The sequence below is a fragment of the Psychrobacter sp. SCQQ22 genome (assembly GCF_015864605.1).
Taxonomy (GTDB): Bacteria; Pseudomonadota; Gammaproteobacteria; order Pseudomonadales; family Moraxellaceae; genus Psychrobacter; species Psychrobacter fozii.
Genome location: NZ_JADYWZ010000002.1, coordinates 209,609 through 235,592, shown reverse-complemented (window position 1 = coordinate 235,592; position 25,984 = coordinate 209,609). Strand labels below are relative to the sequence as shown.

Below are 25,984 nucleotides of genomic sequence, written 5' to 3'. Positions count from 1 at the left end.
AAGGAAAAATAATGACTGAATTGAATCAACAAACTACTTATGATAACAACAACATTTTTGCCAAAATGCTAGACGGTGATATTCCCTATCATAAAGTATATGAAGATGATAAAACCCTTGCCTTTATGGATATCATGCCACAAGCAGAAGGCCACGTTTTGGTCATACCGAAGCAAAAGGCTGTTGATTTGGCAGATCTTGAGCCAGAGTATGCCTCGGCTGTTTTGATGACGTCTAAGAAAGTCATGCAAGCCCAGCGCCAAGTGTTTGCGCGAGAAGGAATTATTCAAATGCAATTAAATGGTGCGCAGGCAGGGCAGACCGTGTTTCATTATCATATACATTTGATTCCTAGCAGTATTCATGAGCTGGGTCGCCATGCTGCTGTGATGGCTGACCAAGAGCAGTTGGCCAATTTGGCTAAGCAGTTGGCGGCGGTGATTGATGCTGAATAAATAAAATACAATTAGAGATTAGGGCGTGTCTTCAATGCACTCGATAGTCATCTAAATGGGCTAAAAATGGCTAAATCTTGCCAAACATCGTCAAATAGCTGGTTAATATCCCGATATTATCTGCGCTATTTTTCTTGTTTGACGCCAATTTATCTCATTTTTATCACCATTTTTGAAATGAAGACACGCCCTAGAAGCATTAATCTCGCTTGAGATGTCAGTTATAAATCTCGAATAAGCCTATATCAATAAAAAGGCAGCTAACAAGCTGCCTTTTTTATTGCTTGGTAATAGTCATGTAACAATCTTTGAAGTAATGTTACGAATTCAGTGCTTACCTAGGGTTTCTGAAAGGAGTGTGATAAAAATCATACCTATCTACGTTCGTTTGATTCATTTTGAGGACATTATTTTTTATGAGTAAATTACCTCGTTCGACTATTTTACTGCCAGTGTTTGTACCAGCAGCGATTATTATGCTGTTATTGGTGGTTGGTACGGCTATCAACCCTGATGCAGCGGGAGCGCTGTTCAGTGATGTGCTGAACTTTACCACTGAAACGTTTGGTTGGTTTTATATGCTGGCAGTAGCATTGTTCTTATTATTTATTATCGCATTAGCATTTTCGCCTTATGGCGGGATTAAGCTTGGACCTGATCATGCAGAGGCTGAGTATAAATTCCTAGAGTGGTTTGCCATGCTGTTTTCGGCAGGCTACGGGATTGCGCTGCTCTTCTTTGGTGTGGCAGAGCCTGTCATGCATTTTGCCAGTCCGCCCATGTCTGCGCCAGAGACCATTGCCGCTGCAAAAGAAGCGATGCAAATTGCTTACTTCCATTGGGGTTTTCACATTTGGGCGATTTATGCAGTAGTAGGGTTATCGCTGGCGTATTTTTCCTTTCGCCATGGTTTGCCGCTGTCGATGCGATCCACGCTATATCCTCTGATTGGCGATAAGATACATGGCCCTATCGGTCATGCGGTCGATGTGTTTGCGATTGTCGGTACCATGTTTGGTATCGCGACCAGTTTGGGTCTATCAGTATCGCAAATCAACGCGGGTCTGAATTATCTCATGCCAGATCTGGTTCCCGTTAGTACGGGCGTTCAGGTCATTGCCATTGCAGTGATTACCGCTGCTGCACTGGCATCAGTGCTGGCAGGTATGGATAAAGGCGTAAAGCGACTGTCTATCTTAAATATGCTATTGGCAACCGCCTTGATGCTATTTGTATTTATCGTGGGACCGACAATATTTATCCTTAATGCCTTTATGGAAAATACAGGTAGCTACTTGGGTAATATTGTTGAGCGTACCTTTAGTCTGCAAGCTTATGAGCATAATGACTGGATTGGTAACTGGACGTTATTTATCTTTGCATGGACGATTGCATGGGCACCGTTTGTCGGCTTGTTTATCGCCAAAATTAGCCGTGGTCGTACGATTCGTGAGTTCGTGTTAGGGGTGATGTTAGTACCGACTTTCTTTACCTTTTTCTGGTTTGCGGTATTCGGTGACACCGCGCTGAACATGATTATGATTGATGGCTATAACTCATTAATCGGTGACGTGCAAAATAACCAAGCGATTGCTTTGTTTAAGCTATTAGAGAACTTACCATTTACTCAATTCGTCTCTTCATTGACGGTTTTATTAATTATTACCTTTTTTGTGACCTCATCGGATTCTGGCTCACTGGTTATTGATGCGCTAGCAGCTGGTGGCCGTAGTGATACGCCATGGTGGCAGCGGACGTTTTGGGTCGTTACAGAAGGTGCGGTCGCGTCAGCACTGTTACTGGCTGGTGGACTAGAAGCCTTGCAAACAGCCGCTATTGTGAGTGCCTTGCCATTTGCCGTTATTATGTTGATTGCGATGTTTGGTATGTGGCGTGCGTTACGTATCGAAGGTCATCGTAACCAAAGTTTGGATAATAATAGCAAGCTACCACCGCATCTATTAAATTCATCAGCATGGCGCGATCGTATTGATTACATCACCGATCAGCCTACACGAGACAAAGTTTTAAGCTATATCAAAAACGTAGTCATGCCATCGATGACTGAGGTTTCAGAGAAGTTCGCTGAAACAGGTTGGAAGCCATCTGTGAATTATGATGCTATTAATAATCGCGCGATACTGGAACTACAGCGCGGTGACGATGTCGAATTCTGGTATGAGGTGCGCTTGTCAGAGCATGATGCCCCTGATTATTACACTGAAAAAATGGCCAATGATTTGCCACAAGAGCATCATCACCGTGCAGAAGTATATCTGCGCCGTGGCGGTCAAACCTATGATTTGTATGGTTATAAGTCAGACTCTGTCATCAATGATATCATCGACCAGTTCGAAAAATACCTGCACTTTTTAAACGTGTCTCCAGATAGCCTACCATGGCGTATGCAAGAGCACGATGAAGACATCACATTAGAGCAGGGCAGTGTGTTCGATAAATAATCGGCTTGATGATGAATTAGTGTTTATTGATGCAAGTTATTCACGTTAATAGCTTGCAATAAATGCAGGATTCCTTAGAATAACGGCTTGTTTTCTCCGCAGATCAAGCCGTTTTTTTATGTCTATAGATTCTTCTGTTTTACCTTCTCCTTTGCCAGTGTCTGAGCATCCATTATTACAGCCGTTGACTATCGGTGGTCTGACGATTGAAAATCGTCTGATGGTGGCTCCTATGGCGGGTGTGACAGACAATCCTTTTCGCCGACTGTGTAAGTCATTTGGCGCAGGTCACGCAGTCAGCGAGATGATTATCGCTGATACTGCTCTTTATGCACGCAAAAAATCACTCTATCGTGCCAATTTCGATAATGAAATTGCGCCTATTTCTGCGCAGATAGCAGGAGCGGAACCGGATAAGTTGGCTGAAGCTGCTCGTTATCAAATTGATAATGGTGCGCAGATTATCGATATTAATATGGGCTGCCCTGCCAAAAAAGTTTGCCGTAAGCTGGCAGGATCTGCGTTGCTGCAAGATGAAGATTTGGTTGCACGTTTGCTCGATGCAGCTGTCAATGCAGTCGATGCCCCTGTGACATTAAAGACACGACTGGGTTATGAAAATGGCCGTGAAAATATCTTGCGAGTGGCCAAGCGGGCAGAGCAAGCAGGCATTGCCGCTATTGCCATTCACGGGCGTACGCGCGAGGATATGTATACGGGCGAAGCACGCTATGAGCTGATACGTGAAGTTAAAGAAAGCATCAGTATTCCAGTCATCGCCAATGGTGATATTGATAGCGCACAAAAAGCCCAACGTGTTTATGAACTAACAGGCTGTGATGCCGTGATGATAGGGCGTGCGGCTCAAGGTCAACCATGGATATTTCGTGATATTGGGCATTTTTTACGGACTGGTGAGACTCTGGAAGCACCTAGTGTGAGCGAGATAAAAGAGATTGTGTTGGCGCACTTGCAAGAATTATATGGCTTTTATGGTGAGTACTCTGGCTGCCGTATCGCGCGAAAGCATATTGCTTGGTATACGACAGGCATTCCAAACTCTAATGCCTTTAGGCAAGCGATGTATGGTGAAGAGAGTACCGCTGGGCAGTTTCGGGTTGTAGAGAGTTTTTTAAAAGCCCATGAGTGATAAATAGCGCAAGCGTTTACTGCCAAAGGAATATTGGGTTATTGAATCGGTGAAATCGCAAATGCAGTAATCACACTATTATAAGTTTTTGAATTCCCAAAGTCGTCAAATTATCTGGATGCGATGGCTGTTTTATTCACTTTAGTCCATGCTTTCTTGCTATTCTATAATTGAGATGATCATAGGCATAGGACAAACAAAAAGGAATTTTTATGGCCAATCCCTCGAAACAAGCGATAACCAAAGCAGTAACAGGTAAGAACATTATTATTACAGGCGCTTCAAGTGGTATTGGCGAACGTACTGCTTTTTTGCTTAGCGAATGCGGTGCTCATGTTATCCTATTGGCACGTACTGAAGACAAACTGAAAGCCGTTAAAGAAAGTATTGAGGAGCTGGGCGGCAAGGCCAGTTATTACCCTTGTGATTTGACTGATATGGATACTATTGAAAAAGTTAGTGAGCAAATTTTGATAGATTTTGGCCATGTTGATGTCTTGGTCAATAACGCAGGTCGCTCGATTCGTCGTTCAGTTCATGAATCGGTCGATCGTTTCCATGATTTTGAGCGTACGATGGATATCAATTACTTTGGTGCCGTTAAAATAGTTCTTGGATTTTTGCCGACGATGATTGAACGTCAGACGGGCCAAATTGTCAATATATCCTCGATTGGTGTACTGGCAAACAGTCCGCGCTTTGCCGCTTATGTCGCATCCAAGTCAGCATTAGATGCTTTTAGTCGTTGCTTAGCTGCTGAAGTAAAAGGGGACAATGTGACGATTACCAATATCTTTATGCCATTGGTTCGTACGCCTATGATTGCCCCAACCAAGCTATACCGCTACATGCCTGCGTTAATGCCTGATGAAGCCGCGTTGATGGTCGCAAGAGCTATCGTCGATAAGCCAAATAGTATTGCCAGTAATATGGGCAAGTTTGCGTCAGCTACTTATTCATTGGCACCAGCGATCAATGTTGGTATTCAATCGATAGGTTATCGTATTTTCCCAAGTACTCGCGCTGGAATGACTACTGATAAGAAGTTAAACCTTGCTCAGCGTGCTTTTGCCAGAATCCTTCCTGGTGAGTATCATTAAAACAGTAGATTGATTGGCTCTGATATAAGATCAAAGAGGATACTGCGGTATCCTTTTTTAGTACCTGAAGAGATATTAATACTTATATGAATGGGTAGAACAGCGGTGCTTTTTAGCTATTCGATGACCAGAACCACGAGACTATTAGATGCTTTAAGATTTTGTTTTTAGCACCTCAGCATAGATGCCTCGTTTACGATGCTAACCAAGGCGGTTGAGAGTATAGTAGAATAGATTTGCCATGATTTAATCATCTCGACTTCTATGCTCAACGAGATTACCAATTAAGCTTTGCACATCCGAAAAATCCTAACAGCCACACAAATGCACATTAAGCACTCATTCTCTGAGTGTTAAAAAATCCACATAAGATAATTTGAAGAGGTAAGAATGTTAGTTAAATTGCTACGAGAAGGTCTAGGACGAATTATTGCTGGTATAAGTGTCATGACCCAAGGTAATGCTATGAAACGCACTGAAGAAGAACAAGCTCTTGTTAATAAGGCTGGTGAAGATTTATCGTTGTATCAATTTCAATCTTGTCCTTTTTGCGTAAAAGTACGTCGTCAAATTCATAAGTTAAATGTGCCTATTGAGCTTCGAGATGCAAAAAACAATGAGCAATTTCGCAATGAGCTTGCTGAAAACGGTGGGCGAATAAAAGTGCCTTGTTTACGTATTCAAGAAAACAACGATGTCCAATGGATGTATGAATCTAATGATATCAACGCTTACTTGCAACAGCGTTTTGGTTAGGGCATGTCCAAAATTCGAACAAAAACTGTTAAATGGGCTAAAAACGGCTAAAGTATGAGCACTGAAAACATGGATATCGAAAGCGAAACCGCTAACCAAGCTAACCAAATAGAAATTATCTATGAAGATGAGTATCTAGTGGCGATTAATAAAGAGGCTGGTCTACTGGTGCATCGCAGCTGGCTGGATAAAGGCGAGACACGCTTTGCCATGCAACTCACCCGTGATGCGGTCGGTTGTCATGTATTTCCGGTGCATCGGTTAGATAAGCCTACATCAGGCGTGTTGTTATTTGCTAAGAGTCCAGCCGTGGCGCGCAGCCTTACTGAAGCGTTTACTGCACACAAGGTGACCAAGCAATATTTAGCTGTGGTGCGTGGCTTTATGTCAGAGCAGGGCAGTGTTGATTATGCGTTAAGCTTTAAGCCCGATGCCATCGCTGATAAGTTTGCCAATTTGGACAAACCTGCTCAAGAAGCAGTGACCCATTGGCAGAGTTTGGCACAGATTGAGTTGCCGTTTGCAGTGTCAAAAAAGCATGATACTAGCCGCTATAGTCTCATGCGCTTGACACCAGAGACTGGGCGTAAACATCAGCTGCGTCGGCACATGAGACATTTATTCCATCACATTGTAGGTGATACCAGCCACGGTGATATACGTCACACACGATTTTTTCGTACTCAATATGACTGTACGCGCATGCTGCTACATGCTCAAACGTTAGCGCTTAGCCATCCGGTTACTGGTGAACCGTTGTTGCTAAAAGCGGGATTAGACGATCAGTGGATGCGTATCATGGAAGAGTTTGGTTGGGTAAGTAGTGCTGAAGATTGAGCAACATAAAGTTGAGAGGTTATTTTTGATAATCCCTTTATCTTGTCTGAAAAGGTTTAATATTCTCTATCTTGCATTTAATTGTTGATACTTATTACAACCATCTTGATTCCCATTGTCGCAAGATTTACCAAACCATTCTTTAGCAGTTTCAGAATTCTGACGCACGCCTAAGCCTGCGTCATACATCAACCCAAGATTGTATTGAGCCTTAGCATCGCCCTGATTCGCTACTTTTTCATACCACACAGCCGCTTTCGCATAATCCTGGCGTAAGCCCTCGCCTTTGAGATACATCACTCCAAGATTGTATTGAGCCTTAGCATTATCTTGATCAGCCGCTTTTTTATACCACGCAGCTGCTTTAGCATAATCCTGATGCATGCCTTGGCCGTTGTTGTACAGTATTCCAAGGCTATATTGAGCATCAGCTAATCCTTGGTTAGCAGATTTTTTATACCACTCAGCCGCTTTGGCATAATCTTGATGCACACCTTCACCTTTCTTGTACATCACTCCAAGATTAAATTGAGCCTTAGCATCCCCTTGATAAGCCAAATGTTGGGTTTGGTTAAAATCAGCAGCCAGTGCCGACACGGATAAAATTGCTGCTGTTAAAAAGAGGGTTATCTTGCTGGTGAGCGAGGTATTCAGAAAGATCATGGTGAGTCTCAAGAGAGTTGCTTTAGGATATACATTTGTAGGTTATTGCTATAATAGCAGATATATTTTCGAGCGTTCGGGGTAGCGTCTCTCTAGGGCATGTCCTTAATTCAAGCGATAGTTATCTAACTGGACTAAAAAGGCAGTAAACCGTAACAATGGCATGATTAGGTAATTAAAATACTAAAAGAGTATCATGTGGGGATTATTTGCATAATGGATGGTAAAAAAGGGGAGTAATATCCTTTTTTATATGAATATTTTTTATTAGGAAAGGTCATGTTTCTTCGTTTTATTGCGCGTCATAGCACATTAATTATGCCAGTTTGCGCAATTTTTGGCTTTGTTTTTCCAAACGTATCCAACGCGGTATTGGTATATTTACCCCAAATGCTGTTTTTCTTAATGTTTTTTACTTTACTGGGTATCGACCAATATGCGCTATTAAAGCGTATAGCGACAAGCTATGTGTGGGTTTTTGCCTTGTTGCAAAGTGGGGGTATGAGTCTGGTTTTAATACTGATTGCTTATGCGCTCGGCGTACGTGGCGATTGGCTGTTGGCTATTGCAGGTCTTGGTGCCACTGCCCCGTTATTTGGTAGTGGTGCATTGGTCAATGCGGTGGGGTTTGATGCACAACTAGCGACGGCAAAAACCATCGCTGCTACACTCATTATGCCATGTACATTATTAGGCGTATTGTGGCTATTAGGCGATAAAAATGCGAATGTAGACATTGGCACTTATATCAATCGCTTGTTGGTTTATATTGTTATGCCAATGGTGCTAGCTTTAGGGGTACGTCGGCTCGTTTCACCTGCTATTTTGTCACGTTATTATCCCAAAATTGGACAGTTTAATATTTTACTGCTGATGTTGTTTCCACTGGGGTTGATGGCAGGATTTCGTGACACCTTTGACCATAATCCGTGGCAAGCATTGTTATTACTGGCGCTAAGTTCTGTATTGGCATTGGTGTTTTATTTTACAGCTTATGTAATATATCGGCGTTTTGGCTATGAAAATGCCATTATCGCTGCGTTGGTGTGTGGTGGACGCAATGTATTACTTGCTTACACCATAACGGCACCTTTTATGGGTGCGGTGTTTTTACCTTTACTGGGTGCTTTTCAATTACCAGCATTTTGCTTACCCTTACTGGGCAAATATATGGCAAAACGCCATACAACTCAACCTATGGGTTTAAAGTCAGGTTTCTGAACTGCCCCGACTATTAATAGATGAGTTATCGTGTATAGAATGTATGTTTTGGGTATGCCTATGGCGAACCAATCAAGTGCTTTCACTGGTTCGGTTCCCTAGTGAGGACTTGAATCTTCGGTTGTAGGCTAGTGATAGCAATGGTTAGAGTTATCTAAATAATGGCAGTGTACTTCAAGTGATACTCGTCGTGTGAATTGATAGTGTATAATTATTGAATATCAAAATGTTCTAATGCCAAATAGCCTCCTTAGGTAAATATTTATAAAACTGTATTCTAGAATACAGATACTGACCTGCTATTTCTGTATTGGCAATCTGACTTCTATGATCGTTAGCAATGACACTAAACCCAGTTTTTTTATGTGCCATGATGACCTCTATTCGTCTATAACCTGCAAACCTTGAAGTAGTTACTCCAACATTAGGAAATTGGATGAATTTTTGAGTAGTCTGGCTATTACCTAGACCCAAACCATCTTTGTAATCTGTTGAGGACTGCGGAGTTAATAAGATATGACAGTTATCAGGGCGATCTTTAATGAGTAACAGGCATCGTTCTTGAATAAAATCAAAAAGTAATTTATAAGCATCATTTTCACTGTGTTTGAGTAAAGTAGAAAGATGGACGAAAGTGTACCCTTTACCTTGGTAAGTTTCTGAATATACCCCTGACCATTTTAATCCTCTTGTGTTTTCGTAGAAGTCCATCAGCATTTTAACCATGCTATTTACCCATTCTAAGCAAGTCTCACTTTGATGTTCGGTGTAAATTTCCATATAGGCATCTGGCATTTAAAATCCTTATGAAGTTATAGTTAGCGTAGAGTATACCCCAAGGAAACTAGCTATTTCACCCTTCAAATCCATTAATAGACCACTTAAAACAGACTGTATTTGTGGAACTACTTATAATAGACCGTCTAAACTAGCAGACCTCGTTAGGTTTTAGTACCAACTATTTAAACAATCACGTTTATTAGCTGTAATGCCTCGGTACAAAATTTTAACCGAAAACTTGCCATAATATCCAAAACAACCCTGCCATAACGACAGCGATAACCAGCAACCGTTTCATCCAATAAGGCAGTAGTGGTTTTTTATATCCTAAATCATCAAGCTGACTCTCTACACCATCTTGCAGGTTCTTAAACGATTTACCTGTCTTATTGGCTTTGAGACGATTTTTGACCAATTTATCAGATTTATCTTCCGTTTCTGGTTCTCTATCAAAACTAATAGCCTGACTGGGTATGCCTTGCTTGTTTGCGATAGTATTGAGTTTCTGCTGCTGCTTTACCTTTAACTGCATCTCATAAGCGTCAATCCGTACCTTGGCTTCATCCATGCTGATGTTTTCGTCAGATGCCAATGTTTTGATGGCCATCACCAGATTGTTTTTTTCAATCATGATGGTGATATCTTTTGGCAGCTTTGTATTGACTGGTTTTGAGCTAGGGTCGGCGTTAAACATGGTTGTCCTTATTGCGACGTAAAAATATAAATATGGTGTTGCGTTTATTATAGCTGCTTTACAGACATAATATTCAAGCAAAAAAATACCGCAATCATAATCATGACTGCGGTATTTTAATATCTATCTTTATCAGCATTTCTGCCAATCTTTGATAAATTATAAATCTTTCCAACGTTGGATTGACTCTTTGATGACTTCTTTGGCTTCTGCAACATCACCCCAAGATTCAACAACCGTAGTACCTGGTTTTTTCAGGTCTTTATAATGGCTGAAATGGAACTCTAATTGGTTGATTAGCTGTTTTGGCAAATCAGCTAGACTGTTATAAGCATTGCCTGTGTCACGGTCGTCAGCAGGTACGACAACGATTTTGTCATCCACTTCGCCATCATCAACGAACTTCATGACACCGATTACTTTGGCTTTTAAGAAAATACCTGTCGGTAATGGTTGCTCAGTCAGCAATAACACATCTAACTCATCGCCATCTTCGTCAAGTGTTTGTGGGATAAAGCCATAGTTGCAAGGCTTAGCAAAAATCTGTGGGTCAATACGATCAAGCTCAAATACGGCTAGTTCGCGATTCCATTCGATTTTGTGGCTGCTACCAGCTGGAATTTCTACTACTACGTTGATGATGCCGCCATCTACGTCGCCTGCATCTAGAATTTTATTAAAATCAGCCATAAGGTGCTCCAGTTTTATTTTGTTTTAAATATTTGAATAATATATAAGGGTTGGGCTGCGATATTGTCATATCATCGCTGCACCAATTGTACCGACAGCGATTATAGCAAGTTTGCTACAAATTTTCTCATATTGCTTAAGTCTAAGGGCGCAAGAGATTATGCAAAAAAAGATTATGCAAAAATGGACTCAAAGCATCTATTTGGGTGCGAGTGCTCGTAACTCAATCAGTCCAGCATGACGTTTGGCAATATTATCAATCAGCTTCTGAGTCACTTGCTCATAGCTTAAAGCGTTGCTGATCTGTTGAGTTACTTGTGCACTTGGCGCTTTCTGCATGGTCACAAAGTCAGACAGTCGTAGCATTTGCATCCCTGCATAACCGCAAGGATTGATGGCATTGAATGCTGACAAATCACAATTTAAATTGACAGCAATACCATGGTAACTAAAGCCATGCTTAATCTTAAAGCCTAGCGAGGCCATTTTGCCTAGCATGATTTTATCATCATCAGGTGTGTCGTTGGTTTGCATATCGGTATTGCTATCTGGTTCAGGCATATCCGCATATAAGTAAACACCGGGTGCATCACGGCGTGCGTGGGCGCTGATATTATTACTAGAGGCCTCTGAATCCTGTAAGCATTCATTAATCACATCTTCGATAGCTTGTTCTGCATGTGATACCAAGTTGCGCACACTCCAGCCTAAGCTGTGCAAGTCGAATAACCAATAAACAACCAGTTGTCCATGGCCGTGCCAAGTGACTTGACCACCGCGATCAGTCTTGATAATTGGGGTGTCAGTGCGCTGTAATATGTGCTCTTCTTTGCCTGCTTGTCCAAGTGTGTAAACGTCATTGTGATCGACAATCCATAATTCATCAGGTGTGCGTATATCTTGCTCTTTTTTTAAGGCAATCCGCTCAAGCGTACGCTCAAGCATTGCATCATGGGTTGGATTATAGTCGGCTGCTGATAGATATTTAGTGATCAGCGTTTCATTGAGCGGTTGCGTGATATTTTCCATGAGAGTAGCAGTCTTATTGTTTCTGGTTTAAAAGTTTGAATTATTAATATTTTGGAGGTGTCGTTTCTTGATATGAAGTGTAGCAGTTTTTCAGATTGCCACCCAAGGTTATATTTTGTGCCTGTGTAAAAAGTGCTTGTGTAAACTGTATCTCTATAAATTGAGACTCTATAAATTTCGCTTCTGTAAAACTCATAAAGACCAGCTGTGTACAGACGCAGTAGTCAACTGAATCTGCTGTTCATTGGCTATTGACTAGGCTACATTAGAATGTAATGAATGGAAGCTCACGATTATTTATCGTTTAGAGGTTGCCATTGCAGCAATCCCTTGACTAGAAATATAGAGTCTTTAACCCAATATAGAAGCTATGACCCAACATAGTATAGTGACGCCAATACATATAACAAGGAAGCTAAATGACAGATAATAACCAAAATACCAGTGAGCAGACTTCAATGGATGCCAGTCTAGTAGCACAAGGAGCGCCTAAAATGCTTAGTACCGCCAATACTATTGATGAGATGCGAGCACAGTTTGCACATCTGCAAGGACTCAGCCGGACGAAGCCAAACAATGATTGGGCAACGCGTGAGACGCAACTCGACAACTTAGAGATCATGCTCAGCGATAATCAAGTCAGTTTTGCTAAGGCAATCAATGCAGATTTTGGTTATCGCAGTGAGTCAGAGACGCAGTTTGCCGAGCTATTTCCGAGCTTTACGGGTATCAGCCATGCCAAAAAACACGGCAAAAAATGGATGAAAACCCAACGTGCTTCTATTTCAGCATTGTATATGCCTGCCCACAACGAAATCCAGCCGCAGCCACTAGGTGTCGTCGGTATTATGGTGCCTTGGAACTACCCGTTGTTTTTGGCAGTAGGGCCGTTGATTGATGCGTTGACTGCGGGCAATAGGGTGATGATTAAAATGAGTGAAGCAGCACCGCAATTTGCCCAAGCATTTGCGGATGCGGTTGCGCGTTATTTTTCTCCAGACATGGTCTGTGTGGTACTAGGCGAGGTCGATATCGCTGCGGCATTTAGCTCGTTACCGTTTGATCACCTGCTTTATACCGGTTCGACGGCAGTGGGCAAAAAAGTCATGGCAGCGGCGGCGCCTAATTTGACGCCAGTCACGCTTGAGCTTGGTGGTAAGTCTCCCGTGGTTGTATTGGATGATGCCAATCTAGAGTCGGTGGTTAATCGTGTGATGATGGGCAAGACATTAAATGCTGGTCAAACCTGCATTGCCCCTGACTATGTGTTGATTCAACGTCAATATCATGAGCAGTTCATCAGTTTGGCAAAAGCATGGATGGAAAAACACTATCCTAATATTGAAAACAATCCAGATTATTCGCGAATCATCAATGGTGACCAGTTTAAACGAGTCAAAGGCTACCTAGATTCGTTGACAGGCGGTGAGATACATCCGCTTACTGCTGTTGAGGCCAATATCGAAACGCGTCTAATGCCGCCAGTGATTGTGAGTGAGCCTGCGCCTGATAGTGCCGTTATGCAAAATGAGATTTTTGCACCGATACTGCCATTGATGCATTACGAGACGCTTGATGATGCGATTGCGTTTGTGAATGCACGTCCACGACCGTTAGCCTTATACATTTTTGGTAATAACTATGGTGGTATCGAAAAAGTGCGTAACAATACGGTCTCTGGTGGTCTATGTATTAATGAAGTATTGATACATGTGGCCCAGCATGATTTACCGTTTGGCGGTGTCGGTGAGTCAGGTACGGGTGTTTACCATGGTAAGGCAGGGTTTGAGCGTTTAAGTCATATGAAACCAGTGTTTGTTCAATCGAAGCTCAACGGTCTGAATTTGTTGTTGCCACCTTATGGTGGATTGTTCAAAAAGGCTATGGCACTGTTTTTAAAATAGTATTTTGAAGTATTGATATATTCAAGTTTGAAATAGCGATGCTTTTAATATTACTGTGTTTAAGCAGCTGTTTTGACTATATCAGGGTCATATCATTGATATGCTAAACAGACAATATGATAAGAAATAGCATTTACTTAGGTAAGTGCTATTTTTTTGTCAAAAATATGAGTAGATTGATAAGGTTTAATCACTATTTTCAATATTATTAGCAGCGTGATAATGGTGCTGACTAAGCGAAAAATAAGCATTTGTCATCAGTCTGATAAGTCGCTACACTTTGTTATAAGTCTAGACAGAAGTATCGTGTCATCGCTCTAGTGCCGTATCAATTATTAATAGGACACCCCATGCGCCAATGGATTGCGTTAAGTTTACTCTGTATGAGCGTGCTGTTAGTGCCAGTGTCGGCGTCAGCAGCTTGCGAGTCGCCGATTAAATTTGGCGCGCTGACATGGGAGAGTGGTCAGTTTACCTCAGGGGTGCTCAAGTACATCGCTGAAGATGGTTATGGTTGTACAGTTGAAGAGGTACCAGGGGCAGGCCCTGCGCTTGATACGGCGTTGTCACAAAATGATATCCAAGTCATTGGGGAGCAGTGGGTTGGTCGCTCACCGATCATGGAGCAAGCCATTGAGCAGAATAAGGTAGCAATCATTGGCGATACGCTCAAGGGCGGTGCAACTCAAGGTTGGTATGTTCCTGACTATGTATTAGAAGAAAATCCAGGTCTACGCAGTTATCAGGATCTGCCCAAATACGCTGAGCTGTTTAAAGATCCTGAAGACCCTAGAAAGTCTCGTTTTATGAACTGTCCCTCTGGTTGGACGTGTGAGATATTCAATACCCGTTTGCTAAAAACCACAGGTCTAGACAGTACCTTTAACAATGCTCATCCTGGTACAGGTGCTGCGCTTGATGCCGAAATCTCTTCTGCCTTTGAGCAGCATAAGCCACTATTGTTTTATTACTGGCAACCTACGGGTCTGATGGCAAAATACGACTTTGCGCCATTGGCGTTTCCTGCTCATAACGCTGCCTGTTGGCAGGATTTATTACGAGCTGATGGTACTGTCGATTGTGTCTCTGGGTTCCCTGTATCGCCTTTAGGGATTGCAGTCTCTACGCCGTTTATTGAGTCTAATCCTGAGCTGGCAGATGTCTTCAAAAAAATACAATTCACTTCTGATGATATCAATGGCGCTATCTTAGAGATGAGCGAAAGCAAACGTAGCGGAGACGAGCAAGCATTGGTGTTTTTGCGTGAGAACCCAAATGTTTGGCAAGCGTGGTTATCTGACGAGGCTGCTACCAATCTTGCGGCGAAGTTAGGTATCAGCTTAACAGGCGATGCTATCGACAGTACGGCTGTTAATAATAATTCCGCCAACGATAACCAGCTCGGCCTCGCATCAAGCTTCCCCTCATGGTCACTGGAGACACCGCTTAATAATACATTGGCAAGCGTTGTTCAAAATTACGGCGACGTCTTTCGCAGCATCAGTACGATGGCATTAACCTATTTATTGCTACCCATTGAGCGCCTATTAACGGTAATTCCACCATGGCTGATTATTGCGCTTGTCACGGTATTGGGTTGGTTTGGCGTGCGTAAGGTTTGGTTTGCACTGGCATGTGGAGCAGGATTGTTCCTCATTGGTGCATTTGGACTATGGGGCGCATTGATTGATACTTTTGCCTTGCTCATCGTATCAGTATTGGTCACAGTGGTGATTGGGATTCCTATTGGTATTGCGATGGCTGGCAGTAAGCTGCTCCGCAAGATTGTGACACCGATACTAGATGTTATGCAGACCATGCCAAGCTTTGTTTATCTCATACCAGTGCTCATGTTATTTGGGATTGGTAAAGTGCCTGCATTGTTTGCCACCATTATTTATGCACTGCCGCCATTAATTCGTCTGACGACATTAGGCATTACACAAGTCAATCATGAGATGGTAGAGGCGGGGCGCTCATTTGGTAGCACACATTTGCAGTTACTTATTTGGATTAAATTGCCTCAAGCATTGCCTAGTATCATGGCGGGCGTCAACCAAGCGGTGATGATGTCGCTGTCCATGGTGGTGCTTGCTTCTATGATTGGTGCGCCTGGCCTTGGCGAAGATGTCTTACAATCTATTCAAACCCTTAATATCGGTCAAGGCTTACAAGCCGGTACGGCGATTGTCATCGTTGCTATTATAATTGACCGTATTACTCAGGCGTTTGGTCAAGGCAAGCGTGCCCGTCAAAAAACGATTGACGCGAGCAAACACTCGATTGGTTAATGTCTTGGTCGACTATAAAAGAAATTAAGCTGGCATTTGAATATGAGAGTTTGAAGATGAACATTTGAATGGGCTAACAATGCAGACAGGCCTCAATAAAAAATACCAATAGCGAGAACCGCAATGAATCACATCCGGCTAGAAAACATCAGTAAGATTTATAATGCCAGTAGTACGCAAGCAAAGTCTGTGATGGCATTATTGGCTGAAGGTATGGATAGTGTTGCGGTAAAAGAGCAAACAGGCTATTCGGTTGGGCTATATGATATTAATTTAGACGTTAAAGCGGGCGAGCTACACTGTATTATGGGGCTGTCAGGCTCTGGTAAATCAACCTTGATACGGCATATCAACCGTCTAATTGATCCAACCAGTGGCAAGATATGGGTCGATACGAGTATCGATGCGCAGACCACTATCACAGATGACGTACTTGCAGCTAATCAAAAACCATCTGCGGCTATCAATGTATTAGAGCTGAATGATAAACAATTGCAGCATTATCGCCAGCAAACTGTCAGTATGGTCTTTCAGCACTTTGGCCTCGTGCCGCATATGACGGTTATGCAAAACGTCGCTTACGGTTTGCGTGTGCGAAAAATGAGTACCAAACAGCGCCACGAGGTCGCGCGGTATTGGCTAAATGAGGTAGGGCTACCTAATTTAGAGCATAGCTATCCGGACGAGTTGTCAGGAGGCATGCAGCAGCGTGTGGGTCTGGCACGTGCTTTGGCAACTGATAATCCAATCTTACTGATGGATGAGGCGTTCTCTGCACTTGACCCACTCATTCGTGCTCAATTGCAAGACCAACTACTTGAGCTACAAGAGCGGCTACACAAGACCATTGTTTTTATCACTCATGACATAGATGAAGCGGTCAAAGTCGGTCAGCGTATCAGCATATTAAATGGTGGACGCTTAGTGCAAACGGGCACACCTAGCGATTTACGCAACAACCCAGCGGATGATTATGTTGCACAGTTTATGCGTGCTAAAGCATAAAGCCTGTTCAGTATTTATTGATAGATTTGTGCGGTATATTTATGGAAGGTGTGAGTAATCGTAGTAATTCTGCTGCAATTAATCGTGAACTCTGAAATGAACGGCAAACTTCGTTATACTTGACGGCTTGTTAATGATTCTTCATCTTTTCTTATTCGCATATGATGTCGCTTTGAGTATTAGGTGGCGTTTATTTCTTATTTTTGTGTTTTTTAAGGCCATAGCATGACTGCTACCTATGCACCTATTATTACCTCGTTACTCGATAACGACTTATATAAATTTACGATGTTACAAGCTATGCTGCATCAGTTTCCACAGACGCATGGTGTCTATCGTTTTCGCTGCCGTAATAATAAAGATGCTCTCTATCCATTGGCTGATATTAAAGAACAGTTAGAGAGGCAGCTAGACAGTTTGTGCGAGCTACGATTTTTAGAAGATGAGTTGGAATACTTGCGCGGCTTACGCTTTATGCGTTCAGATTTCGTCGATTATCTAGAACTGTTTAAGCTAAAGCGTCGCTTTATTACTGTCAGTACTGATGAAGAAGGTCGCTTGTTTATCGATATTGAAGGGCCGATGATTCAAGCGATGTTTTTTGAAGTATTCGTCTTAGCCATTGTAAATGAGCTGTATTTTGATGCGTTATCAAGTGACATTGTGATTGAAGAAGGTCAGCGTAGGCTCGATGAAAAAGTTGTTTTATTGCATCAATATGCAGCAGAACAGACGAAAGAAAACGGTGATACACCACCATTTATTGTCGCTGATTTTGGTACTCGTAGACGATTTAGCAAAGCGTGGCAAGCGCATGTGGTACAGACATTACATCACGCTGAACCAAAAATCGTCAGCGGCACATCTAACGTGTATCTAGCAAAAAAATTAGGTATGACGCCAATCGGCACCATGGCGCACGAGTTCATGCAGGCATTTCAGGCCTTGGATGTGCGTTTGCGTGATTCACAAAAAGCAGCGCTTGAAGCATGGGTACATGAGTATCGTGGTGATTTGGGTATTGCATTGACGGATGTGGTCGGAATGGATGCATTCTTACGTGATTTTGATTTGTATTTTGCTAAGCTATTTGACGGCTTACGTCATGATAGTGGTGATCCCTATATTTGGGGTGATAAGGCGATTGCTCATTATGAGAAATTGAAGATAGATCCTAAGACTAAAATACTCACCTTTAGTGATGGTTTGAATCTTAACAAGGCTTGGGAGCTGCATCAATACTTTAAGGATCGCATTAGAACCAGCTTTGGTATTGGTACCAATCTCACCAATGATATGGGTATCACACCGATTAATATTGTGCTCAAATTGGTTGAGTGTAACGGGCAACCAGTGGCCAAACTCTCTGATAGCCCAGGCAAGACCATGATCAATAATGACACATATCTTGCCTATCTTCGCCAAGTCTTTGAAGTGGATGAACCAGAGTAAGTGTAACTTAGCTGTCTACTTCATCAGATTTAACGTCTTCAGCAAAGGCGGCATCTAGTGCTTGTTGTACCGCATTGATGCGGGTCTCGCAAACGCGATAAGCCGCAATCGACTCTTCAACCGTTGTCATCAAGTTGTCAATGTCAGGCTCGTCTTGCTGCTGTAATTCAGCGGCATTGGTTTTTAAAATATCATAAGCCGCCTTAAAGGTTTTTGGGGCGGATTTTTTACGTCGACGAGTAGGGGTAGTCATAAAGTTTCCTAATTTTAAAAGGTAAGATAAGTAGATGGGTAATCGTTAAATATTATTATGTGGTTGAGTTGGCATATCTGAGGTTTCCGTCGCTTTTTGATCCGTACTGACATCAATAATCTGCGCTTTTGCCTTACCGTCTTTTAGGATGATATGCACAGTTTGCTCAGGAGATAGCTGGGTGCTACTGGTCAGTATCTTTTCCCCTTTTGTGTCAGTCAGCATGGTGTAGCCTTGCTTAAGCACACGAGATGGTCGATGCAGTAGCACAATGTCACGTAGATGCTCACTGTCACGTTGTGCTTGTATGACTTGTTGCTGAGCATTTTGAATGACAGATTTCTGATGATTCTGACTATAAGTAGCAGCCGTGACTAATTGCTGATTTGCAGAGGTTTGTGTTTGTACACGTAGTTCGTCTGTCAGTCTGATGGCTTGCTTTACTTGGCGCTGTGCGCTTTGCTGGATATTACGCCATGCATAATCGCTATCTTTTCTCAGGGACGTTAGCTGTCCAATCGTTTGCGACTGTATTTGGCTCAATTGTCGTGATGTTTGTTGCTCGGCAGTATTCAGTTGGCGCTGAGCAGCTTGCTTGATTTGCGCTTGATATTGTAGTGTCTGAGAGACGAGTTGCGCCAAATGACTGCTAATCGCAGCGATAACTTTTGAGGGTGTGTCAAAGCTAGTATGCGCGACTTCATCTAAGATAACTTTGTCACGTTCATGCCCAATGCCGACCCACACAGGGACAGGCTGTTCAGCAACCAAAGCGGCCAGTTCATAATCATTGAGATAGGCCAAATCACCAACGGCACCGCCACCGCGAATAATGACTAATAAATCTGGTAGTCGCTGATATGTGTCGTAAAATTGCTGTTGAGCGCTGACGATAGCTTGGCGGATTTCAGCAGGCGCATGATTGCCTTGAAAAGTGGCGTTATGGTAATGGAAATGACAAGCACCTGTACTGGCTAAGCGATCAGCATCTGCTTGAAAATCTCCTAGTCCAGCGGCTTTTTCAGGTGCAATCACCAGCACATGCTCTATATCAAACGGGATAGGCAGTTGCTGATTAAGATGTAATAACCCTTCGCCTGTCAAACGGTCGACCATTTCCGCATATTGTCGTGCCAGATCACCTAGCGTATAGCTAGGATCGATGTCTTCAATGGTGAGCGAGAAGCCATATTGCGCATGAAAACCTGCCGATACTTTTAATAAAACGGTCAAATCGCGATCGAGTGGCATGCCCGTTGCGCGCTCAAACTTTGCTAAGACACGTGCCGCTTTAAATCGCCAAAGATTACCACGGCAGCTAGCAATGACCTTGCCGTCGTCATCTTTCTCTGCCAGTTCAAAATAATAATGTCCGCCTTTGCTAGACAGGTTACGAATTTCTGCTTTTACCCATACGCGGTGATTAAAGGTTTGTTTGATAACCATATCAACCGCTGATAAGTAGTCACTCAGACGCAATACGGTATCTTCTAAGTTGACCTCAAGGTTGTTTTCTTGCTCAGCTAACTCAGCCTCTAAAGTCGCCAAATCTTTAGCAGGCGTTATTACCTTCGCTTGTTTGATACTTGAAAGATTGGGTTTGCGCATAAATAGTAGACCGAAGATGATGAAAGCTTAAAAGCGAGTTGTTTATTGGTTTTCTATAGACCGATAACTTATAGATTGGCTAGAAGCTATTGAGTATTGAATAGGGTAGTTTAACCCAAAAGCGTACACACAAAAAGAGAAGCCAACAAGTCTGCGATAAGAATAATATATTAACCGCAGACTTGTTGGCTAAATGCTAAACAGTAATCTTTTTCTGAAGGATATTGATATTATTGGCAGCGGAAATTAATCATGTATTCATAATCGTCATCACGTGACAACTCTGGCGAGCCTGTACCAAAAATTGAGCCGACGACTGCACCCACTTGTCCAACCATACGGCCAGTGCGTTCATCTAAAATGCCGTTATAAGTTACTGTATCATCAACGATAATGACTTGCTTGCTTTGGCAGGTTTTTTGCGCGCTGTCTATCGCATTTTGCTGTGCTTTTACTTTGGTCTCTGCGATGCCAGTTGTCTCATAAATAGAGTTGGCGCGCTGGATAACGGGTGATGAAGGTGTACTTTGGCAAGCACTTAAAGCAAGTGCGGCGGCCATAGTCACGGTTAAGGTGGCAGTTTTATTAAAAGTATTCATAAGTAGTTTTTATTCCCTGTCAGTCGAACATAAATATCAATGTTAAGCAGATATTATGTGAGCAATATATCAACTAATGTGTCGTCCAGTAACGCTTAAGAATTTAACCTATTCGACTCTTGGCTGTCTAGGCGGTTCTTGTGTTCTATATTGCAGGGACATTTCATAGCTGCTTTGCTTGTTTGGCTATTGTTTATCTCATTTCTATCGCTACTTTCAAAATGAGCATACACCCTAATATTATAGATATAGCCAATTTCAGCCATTCACCATGGTCAAAAATAAAAAAAGCGGTCCTTGGTCACAGCAAATCACTTGAAATAAAAACCATATCTAGGATAATTGAGCCATTCACTCTTAATTAATAAGTAATTGTATGCAATTGATTCCTGCTCCTGCTGGCGTGCTAGAAGTTGACGCACTATGGCAACAAGACAACCCTAACGATCCAAATACTGATACCGTGGCACTACTTTGCCATCCAAATCCGTTATTTGACGGTACGATGAATAATAAAGTCGTTACGACCATGTATCGTTTTGCCCGTGACAATGGGATGCATGTGGTGCGTTTTAACTTTCGCGGCGTGGGGCAGTCCACTGGCGAGCATGATTATGCTGAAGGGGAAGTGGTGGATGCAATGACCGTGCTACAATGGATTGCTGAACAGACTAATGCACGCAAGTTATGGCTAGGTGGTTTTTCTTTTGGCGGTTATGTGACAGCGCGTGTGGCTGAGCAAGTGATCGAGGCTTCCCATATATGGGGACTGAGTGACTTTGAGGTGTCAAACATTGCGCTGATCGCACCATCAGTTGAAAAAAATGATAGCAGCGATATTAGCTTACCTGCTGATAAAACCTTTGAGATTTATGGCAATGCGGATGAAGTCATCGACCCTAATAATATGCAGGAATTTGCTGATAGATTGGGTATTCCTGTGAGCATCGTAGACGGGGCAGGTCACTTTTTTCATGGGCGTTTGTCAGAATTGAAAGGTTTGCTAGAAAAACACAGCATTTAAAGGTTTTACTTGAATGTGGTCAGGTAAAATTTATCTATTATTTTAATATTTATTTAGGGTGTGTCATCAATTAGATTGTGAGGCTTAAAATGAGAAAAGTTGTAGCTAAACAAGGAAGAAATTGCCGTTAATATGCACGTATTGACAAAAATTCTAACGATGTTTAGCAAAATTTAGCCATTTTAAGACCACTAAATGTATTCATGTACTAATTGATGACACGCCCTAGCCTAATGATGAGTCGTATTATGAGTTTATCTCCATTGCAACGTTACGAGCAAGCCGTCAGTACAGATGAGTTTACTCAAGATGAGCAACAATTCAAGGCCATGAGCTATCTTGATGAGATACATCATCAGCTCGTCAATAGTGTGCCACAAAAGAAAAGTTTTTTTAGCTTTTTGAAAGCCAAGCCCGTAGCACCAACAGGCCTATATATGTGGGGCGGCGTAGGTCGCGGTAAAACATGGATGATGGACATGTTCTATGATTCATTGGCCATTGATCGCAAGATGCGCCTGCATTTCCATCACTTTATGCAGCGTGTGCATCAAGAGCTACACAAGCTACAAGGCGAGAGTGACCCATTAGAGAAAGTGGCGGATATTATCTATGAAGAGGCAGTCATCATTTGTTTTGATGAGTTTTTTGTCTCTAACGTCTCTGATGCCATGATTTTGGGCGACTTGTTTACCATGCTGTTCAATCGTGGTATCACGTTGGTCGCCACCTCGAATATTGAGCCGTCGGGGTTATATAAAGATGGTTTGCATCGTGACCGTTTTATGCCGGCTATTGCTGAAGTTGAACGCCATACGGCGGTGATGAATATCGACTCCGGTATTGACTATCGTCTGCGCGTGTTACAACAGGCTGAGTTATATGAGTCGCCGATGACCAAAGCCAACCACCATTGGTTAGCCAACCGTTTTGCCAGTTTGTCTAATAATCAGAAAATTAGTAATGAGCCAATCACTATTAATGGACGAGAAATAAAAATCAATGCTCGCACCGAAGATATTCTATTTTGCGACTTCCGTCATTTGTGCATGGAACCACGCTCAGCATCTGATTTTATTGAAATCGCTAAGCAGTTCAGTACTGTGTTGGTCAATGCTGTGCCTGCATTAGAGGATGATACTTACCGTGATCCAACGCGTCGTTTTATTTATCTGGTCGATGAGTTTTATGATCGCCGCGTAAAACTGTTGGTGCGAGCAGAGCAATCCATTTTGGAGTTGTATCAAGGAGAGAAGCTAGCGTTTGAGATTGAGCGTACACGTTCGCGCTTGCTTGAAATGCAGTCAGAAGATTATTTGCGCATGGAGCATCGTGTCGAAGTTGCTCCAGCATAAAGGTAGCAGTTTTTTGGATAAAAAATAATAAGAAATAAGGAACGATAATGACCACATCTAACAACAATGATAAAAAACTGTCTATCAAAGACGTAACCACTGACAGTATGCCGATTACCAGTGAAGAGATGATTGGCTGGATCAACTCAAGACGTAGCATGGGGAATCTGGATGCACCAGCACCCACTCATGCACAGGTTGAAACAGCGATCGGATGTGCGGCAACAGCACCAGACCACAAGAAACTACAACCATGGCGTTTTATCGTCACTGAAGGCGATGCTCGTCATGAGCTAGGCAATGCTTTAGCAGAAGCTGCCCAAGTGAAAGCAGTGCAAGAAGGAGAAGAGCTGTATAAAAAAGACCTCGAAAAAGCTCATAATATGCCTTTACGTGCGCCTATGATTATTACTGTCGTCACCAAAATACAAGCGCATAAAAAAGTCCCACCTTTTGAGCAAATGCTAAGTGCTGGTGCGGCTGTTCAAAATCTTATTTTGGCACTAAAAGCGCAAGGGTTTAGTACCGTGTGGCGTACTGGATTGTTATGTAACGAACCAGCTGTCAAAGCATATTTTAATGTTGGTCCAGATGATTATGTCACGGCTTTTGTTTATACTGGGACCAGTCCTAAAGACGAGGCACTCCGTAAAGCCATTGATATCGAGTCGCTGGTGCGGTTTGAGTCATAGTGACTCTGAGCCTCACCTATTTAGCCAAAAAAGCCAGATAGCCTCAGCACCCAAAATGCCTAAGTCATGATACGTTCTATTAATAATAAGTCAGTCAACATGGATAAAAGAATATGACCAGCCCCAATAATAGCCATAAAAAAACCAGTCACGAAAATGGCGAAACAGATAAGAATACGCCAGAAAAGCAAAACAGTCTGCTGGCAGGTATCATCGAGCGTGCAACCAAATCAGGTATTGGCCGTAAAAAGCTGAATCCTAGTGCGGTAGAGTCCGCAGTGGCAAAAAACATGGCGGATATTCACAGTAATCCTACCAAGCTGCGTTTGGCATTTTTAGGTGGTGGTAGTTTTGGTACGGCAATGGCAAATTTGGCGGCCCGCAATGGCTGTGATACCACGTTATGGGTACGTAATAAACGCACCGTAAAAGCGATGGTAAAAACCCAAACCAATAAAAAATACTTGCCAGGTTATAAGCTTGATGATCGTCTCAAATACAGCCATGATTTGGCAGCAAGCGTCAAAGACAAAGATATTATTTTTATTGCTGTGCCGGGTTTGGCATTTCGAGAGACCTTAAAAAATATTGCGCCATTTATCAGTGGACAGTCTATTGTGTCATTGACCAAAGGGATGGAAAAAGACACCTTTGCAATGATGAGCGACATTATTAAAGAGGTTTTGCCAGAAGTGAATTTTGGTGTCATGTCAGGGCCAAACCTTGCAATAGAAATCATGAAAAACATGCCGTCTGCTACAGTCATCGCTAGTGAGTCTGAGCCACTGCGTCATGCAGTACAAGCAGCGCTACACAGTGCATTCTTTCGAGTGTTTGCCAGTGATGATGTCAAAGGTGTGGAGCTGGGCGGTGCGCTTAAAAACATCTATGCGATTGCAATGGGTATGGCGGCGGCTTACGATGTCGGCGAAAACACCAAAGCGATGATACTGACCCGTGCCTTGGCAGAAATGAGTCGTTTTGGCGTGGAAGCGGGTGCGAATCCACTAACGTTTTTAGGATTGTCTGGCGTTGGTGATTTATACGCCACTTGTAGCTCAGAGTTGAGTCGTAATTACCGTATCGGTAATATGCTTGGCCGTGGTATGAGCATCGATGCAGCGGTGAAGAAGCTAGGCCAGACGGCTGAAGGGGTCAACACCATTCAGCAAGTGCATGAGAAAGCCACCAAAGAAGGCATTTATATGCCTATTACGCATGCGCTTTATGCTGTTATTTATGAAGATAAAGCAGCATTGGGTGTGGCTTTGCATCTTATGGAAGCAGGGTTCCGCAGTGATGTCGAATTTGTTATGGCGCATGACCACAGCAATGCGGCACTTACCGCGCAAATGAAAACGTCAAGCGACAGCACTGATGATGAAAGTGGCGATACTGACAGTAAGTAAAACTCCAATGTTAAATGATGACGTTGTTTTAAGAATGGTTATTCTGCAAACAACGCCATCATGACAACGTATAAAGGAAGGTTATGAAAATTATACTCGTTCGTCATGGTCAAGCAGAAGATGAATCGCGCCCAGACAGCGCGCGCCAGTTAACAGATTTTGGTCAACAGCAAGCCATACAAACGGCAGAGTATGTGACGACTCACTACAATCCCGATTACTTTGTCGTCAGCCCTTATGACAGAGCACAGCAGACACTAGCAGAATTTCAGTCGAGAGCACCGACAGTACCATCGGTCATATTAAAAAACATTACACCTTCTGATGATGCTCGTCAGGCCCTTATGGATTTGGCTAATATCGAAGCTGAGTGTCTGGTCGTCGTGTGTCATATGTCTATCGTTGCTTATATCGCTGGTCTATTAACGGGTGATTATCCTGAATCGTTTTCTTTGGCAGAAGCCAGAGTATTTGAGATGGAGTTTGTGATGACTGGTATGGCAAATGAAATAGGGCGTTTTGTACCTGAGCAACCATACTAAGCTCTTTACTCAT

The 25,984-nt window shown here is 42.7% G+C and carries 24 protein-coding genes; 16 read left to right on the top strand and 8 right to left on the bottom strand.

All coding sequences use genetic code 11. The features are described 5' to 3' along the window. The first annotated feature begins 11 nt into the window (after positions 1-11). The 6 genes from I6E84_RS03760 to truC all read left to right on the top strand — a co-directional run bounded on the left by I6E84_RS03760 (position 12) and on the right by truC (position 6,760). Positions 12-455 (top strand): HIT family protein, encoded by a 444-nt coding sequence (locus tag I6E84_RS03760; RefSeq protein WP_197100234.1) that lies wholly within the window; start codon positions 12-14, stop codon positions 453-455. Between the two features lie 416 nt (positions 456-871). Further along, on the top strand, positions 872-2,917 hold the full coding sequence (locus I6E84_RS03755) for a BCCT family transporter (protein ID WP_110923025.1): 2,046 nt from the start codon (positions 872-874) through the stop codon (positions 2,915-2,917). 118 nt (positions 2,918-3,035) lie between these two features. Next, positions 3,036-4,067 (top strand): tRNA dihydrouridine synthase DusB, encoded by a 1,032-nt coding sequence (gene dusB, locus I6E84_RS03750; RefSeq protein ID WP_197216234.1) that lies wholly within the window; start codon positions 3,036-3,038, stop codon positions 4,065-4,067. A 212-nt stretch (positions 4,068-4,279) separates the two neighbouring features. Continuing rightward, positions 4,280-5,167: an SDR family NAD(P)-dependent oxidoreductase gene (locus I6E84_RS03745; RefSeq protein ID WP_197216233.1), complete on the top strand. Its 888-nt coding sequence runs from the start codon at positions 4,280-4,282 to the stop codon at positions 5,165-5,167. Between the two features lie 390 nt (positions 5,168-5,557). Then, complete coding sequence (locus I6E84_RS03740) at positions 5,558-5,923, top strand: glutaredoxin domain-containing protein (protein WP_197216232.1); 366 nt, start codon at positions 5,558-5,560, stop codon at positions 5,921-5,923. A gap of 69 nt (positions 5,924-5,992) precedes the next feature. Further along, positions 5,993-6,760 (top strand): tRNA pseudouridine(65) synthase TruC, encoded by a 768-nt coding sequence (gene truC / locus I6E84_RS03735; protein ID WP_197216495.1) that lies wholly within the window; start codon positions 5,993-5,995, stop codon positions 6,758-6,760. A gap of 66 nt (positions 6,761-6,826) precedes the next feature. Here truC and I6E84_RS03730 read toward each other — a convergent pair whose 3' ends face one another. After that, a complete protein-coding gene (locus I6E84_RS03730) occupies positions 6,827-7,423 on the bottom strand; it encodes a tetratricopeptide repeat protein (RefSeq protein ID WP_197216231.1) in 597 nt (198 codons plus the stop codon). A gap of 279 nt (positions 7,424-7,702) precedes the next feature. Between I6E84_RS03730 and I6E84_RS03725 the strand changes: the two genes are divergently transcribed. Further along, a complete protein-coding gene (locus I6E84_RS03725; protein ID WP_197216230.1) occupies positions 7,703-8,644 on the top strand; it encodes a lantibiotic ABC transporter permease in 942 nt (313 codons plus the stop codon). Between the two features lie 231 nt (positions 8,645-8,875). On the opposite strand, the gene I6E84_RS03720 is transcribed toward I6E84_RS03725, so the two are convergent. The 4 genes from I6E84_RS03720 to lipB form a co-directional block, all read right to left on the bottom strand. Then, a complete protein-coding gene (locus tag I6E84_RS03720) occupies positions 8,876-9,439 on the bottom strand; it encodes a peptide chain release factor family protein (RefSeq protein WP_197216228.1) in 564 nt (187 codons plus the stop codon). A gap of 211 nt (positions 9,440-9,650) precedes the next feature. Then, positions 9,651-10,118: a hypothetical protein gene (locus I6E84_RS03715; RefSeq protein WP_197216226.1), complete on the bottom strand. Its 468-nt coding sequence runs from the start codon at positions 10,116-10,118 to the stop codon at positions 9,651-9,653. Between the two features lie 159 nt (positions 10,119-10,277). After that, positions 10,278-10,808: an inorganic diphosphatase gene (locus I6E84_RS03710; protein ID WP_010198287.1), complete on the bottom strand. Its 531-nt coding sequence runs from the start codon at positions 10,806-10,808 to the stop codon at positions 10,278-10,280. Between the two features lie 198 nt (positions 10,809-11,006). Continuing rightward, positions 11,007-11,837 (bottom strand): lipoyl(octanoyl) transferase LipB, encoded by an 831-nt coding sequence (gene lipB, locus I6E84_RS03705; RefSeq protein WP_197216224.1) that lies wholly within the window; start codon positions 11,835-11,837, stop codon positions 11,007-11,009. A gap of 419 nt (positions 11,838-12,256) precedes the next feature. Here lipB and I6E84_RS03700 point away from each other — a divergent pair, with 419 nt between their 5' ends. The 4 genes from I6E84_RS03700 to pncB all read left to right on the top strand — a co-directional run bounded on the left by I6E84_RS03700 (position 12,257) and on the right by pncB (position 18,489). Then, positions 12,257-13,741 (top strand): coniferyl aldehyde dehydrogenase, encoded by a 1,485-nt coding sequence (locus I6E84_RS03700; protein WP_197216222.1) that lies wholly within the window; start codon positions 12,257-12,259, stop codon positions 13,739-13,741. Between the two features lie 350 nt (positions 13,742-14,091). Then, positions 14,092-16,032, top strand: coding sequence for a glycine betaine ABC transporter substrate-binding protein (locus I6E84_RS03695; protein WP_197216220.1), 1,941 nt, complete (start codon positions 14,092-14,094; stop codon positions 16,030-16,032). Between the two features lie 123 nt (positions 16,033-16,155). Next, the gene (locus tag I6E84_RS03690) at positions 16,156-17,037 is read left to right on the top strand and encodes an ATP-binding cassette domain-containing protein (protein WP_197216219.1); all 882 of its coding nucleotides are present in this window, start codon (positions 16,156-16,158) and stop codon (positions 17,035-17,037) included. A gap of 225 nt (positions 17,038-17,262) precedes the next feature. Continuing rightward, positions 17,263-18,489: a nicotinate phosphoribosyltransferase gene (gene pncB, locus I6E84_RS03685; RefSeq protein ID WP_197216218.1), complete on the top strand. Its 1,227-nt coding sequence runs from the start codon at positions 17,263-17,265 to the stop codon at positions 18,487-18,489. Between the two features lie 7 nt (positions 18,490-18,496). Here pncB and xseB read toward each other — a convergent pair whose 3' ends face one another. From xseB to I6E84_RS03670, 3 genes are all read right to left on the bottom strand, one after another. Beyond that, the gene (gene xseB, locus I6E84_RS03680) at positions 18,497-18,742 is read right to left on the bottom strand and encodes an exodeoxyribonuclease VII small subunit (RefSeq protein ID WP_197216217.1); all 246 of its coding nucleotides are present in this window, start codon (positions 18,740-18,742) and stop codon (positions 18,497-18,499) included. Positions 18,743-18,787: 45 nt separating this feature from the next. Then, positions 18,788-20,350 carry an exodeoxyribonuclease VII large subunit gene (gene xseA, locus I6E84_RS03675; protein WP_197216216.1) on the bottom strand — a complete coding sequence of 521 codons (1,563 nt, stop codon included), beginning with the start codon at positions 20,348-20,350 and terminating at the stop codon, positions 18,788-18,790. A gap of 230 nt (positions 20,351-20,580) precedes the next feature. Beyond that, positions 20,581-20,949: a hypothetical protein gene (locus I6E84_RS03670; protein WP_197216215.1), complete on the bottom strand. Its 369-nt coding sequence runs from the start codon at positions 20,947-20,949 to the stop codon at positions 20,581-20,583. Between the two features lie 376 nt (positions 20,950-21,325). Here I6E84_RS03670 and I6E84_RS03665 point away from each other — a divergent pair, with 376 nt between their 5' ends. The 5 genes from I6E84_RS03665 (at position 21,326) to I6E84_RS03645 (ending at position 25,971) form a co-directional block, all read left to right on the top strand. Then, positions 21,326-21,973 (top strand): alpha/beta hydrolase, encoded by a 648-nt coding sequence (locus tag I6E84_RS03665; RefSeq protein ID WP_110923004.1) that lies wholly within the window; start codon positions 21,326-21,328, stop codon positions 21,971-21,973. Between the two features lie 248 nt (positions 21,974-22,221). Further along, positions 22,222-23,328 carry a cell division protein ZapE gene (gene zapE, locus I6E84_RS03660; protein WP_197216213.1) on the top strand — a complete coding sequence of 369 codons (1,107 nt, stop codon included), beginning with the start codon at positions 22,222-22,224 and terminating at the stop codon, positions 23,326-23,328. 47 nt (positions 23,329-23,375) lie between these two features. Beyond that, positions 23,376-24,020, top strand: coding sequence for a nitroreductase (locus tag I6E84_RS03655; protein ID WP_197216211.1), 645 nt, complete (start codon positions 23,376-23,378; stop codon positions 24,018-24,020). 113 nt (positions 24,021-24,133) lie between these two features. Beyond that, complete coding sequence (locus I6E84_RS03650; protein WP_197216209.1) at positions 24,134-25,429, top strand: NAD(P)H-dependent glycerol-3-phosphate dehydrogenase; 1,296 nt, start codon at positions 24,134-24,136, stop codon at positions 25,427-25,429. A gap of 83 nt (positions 25,430-25,512) precedes the next feature. Next, complete coding sequence (locus I6E84_RS03645; RefSeq protein ID WP_197216207.1) at positions 25,513-25,971, top strand: SixA phosphatase family protein; 459 nt, start codon at positions 25,513-25,515, stop codon at positions 25,969-25,971. The last annotated feature ends 13 nt before the right edge of the window (positions 25,972-25,984 follow it).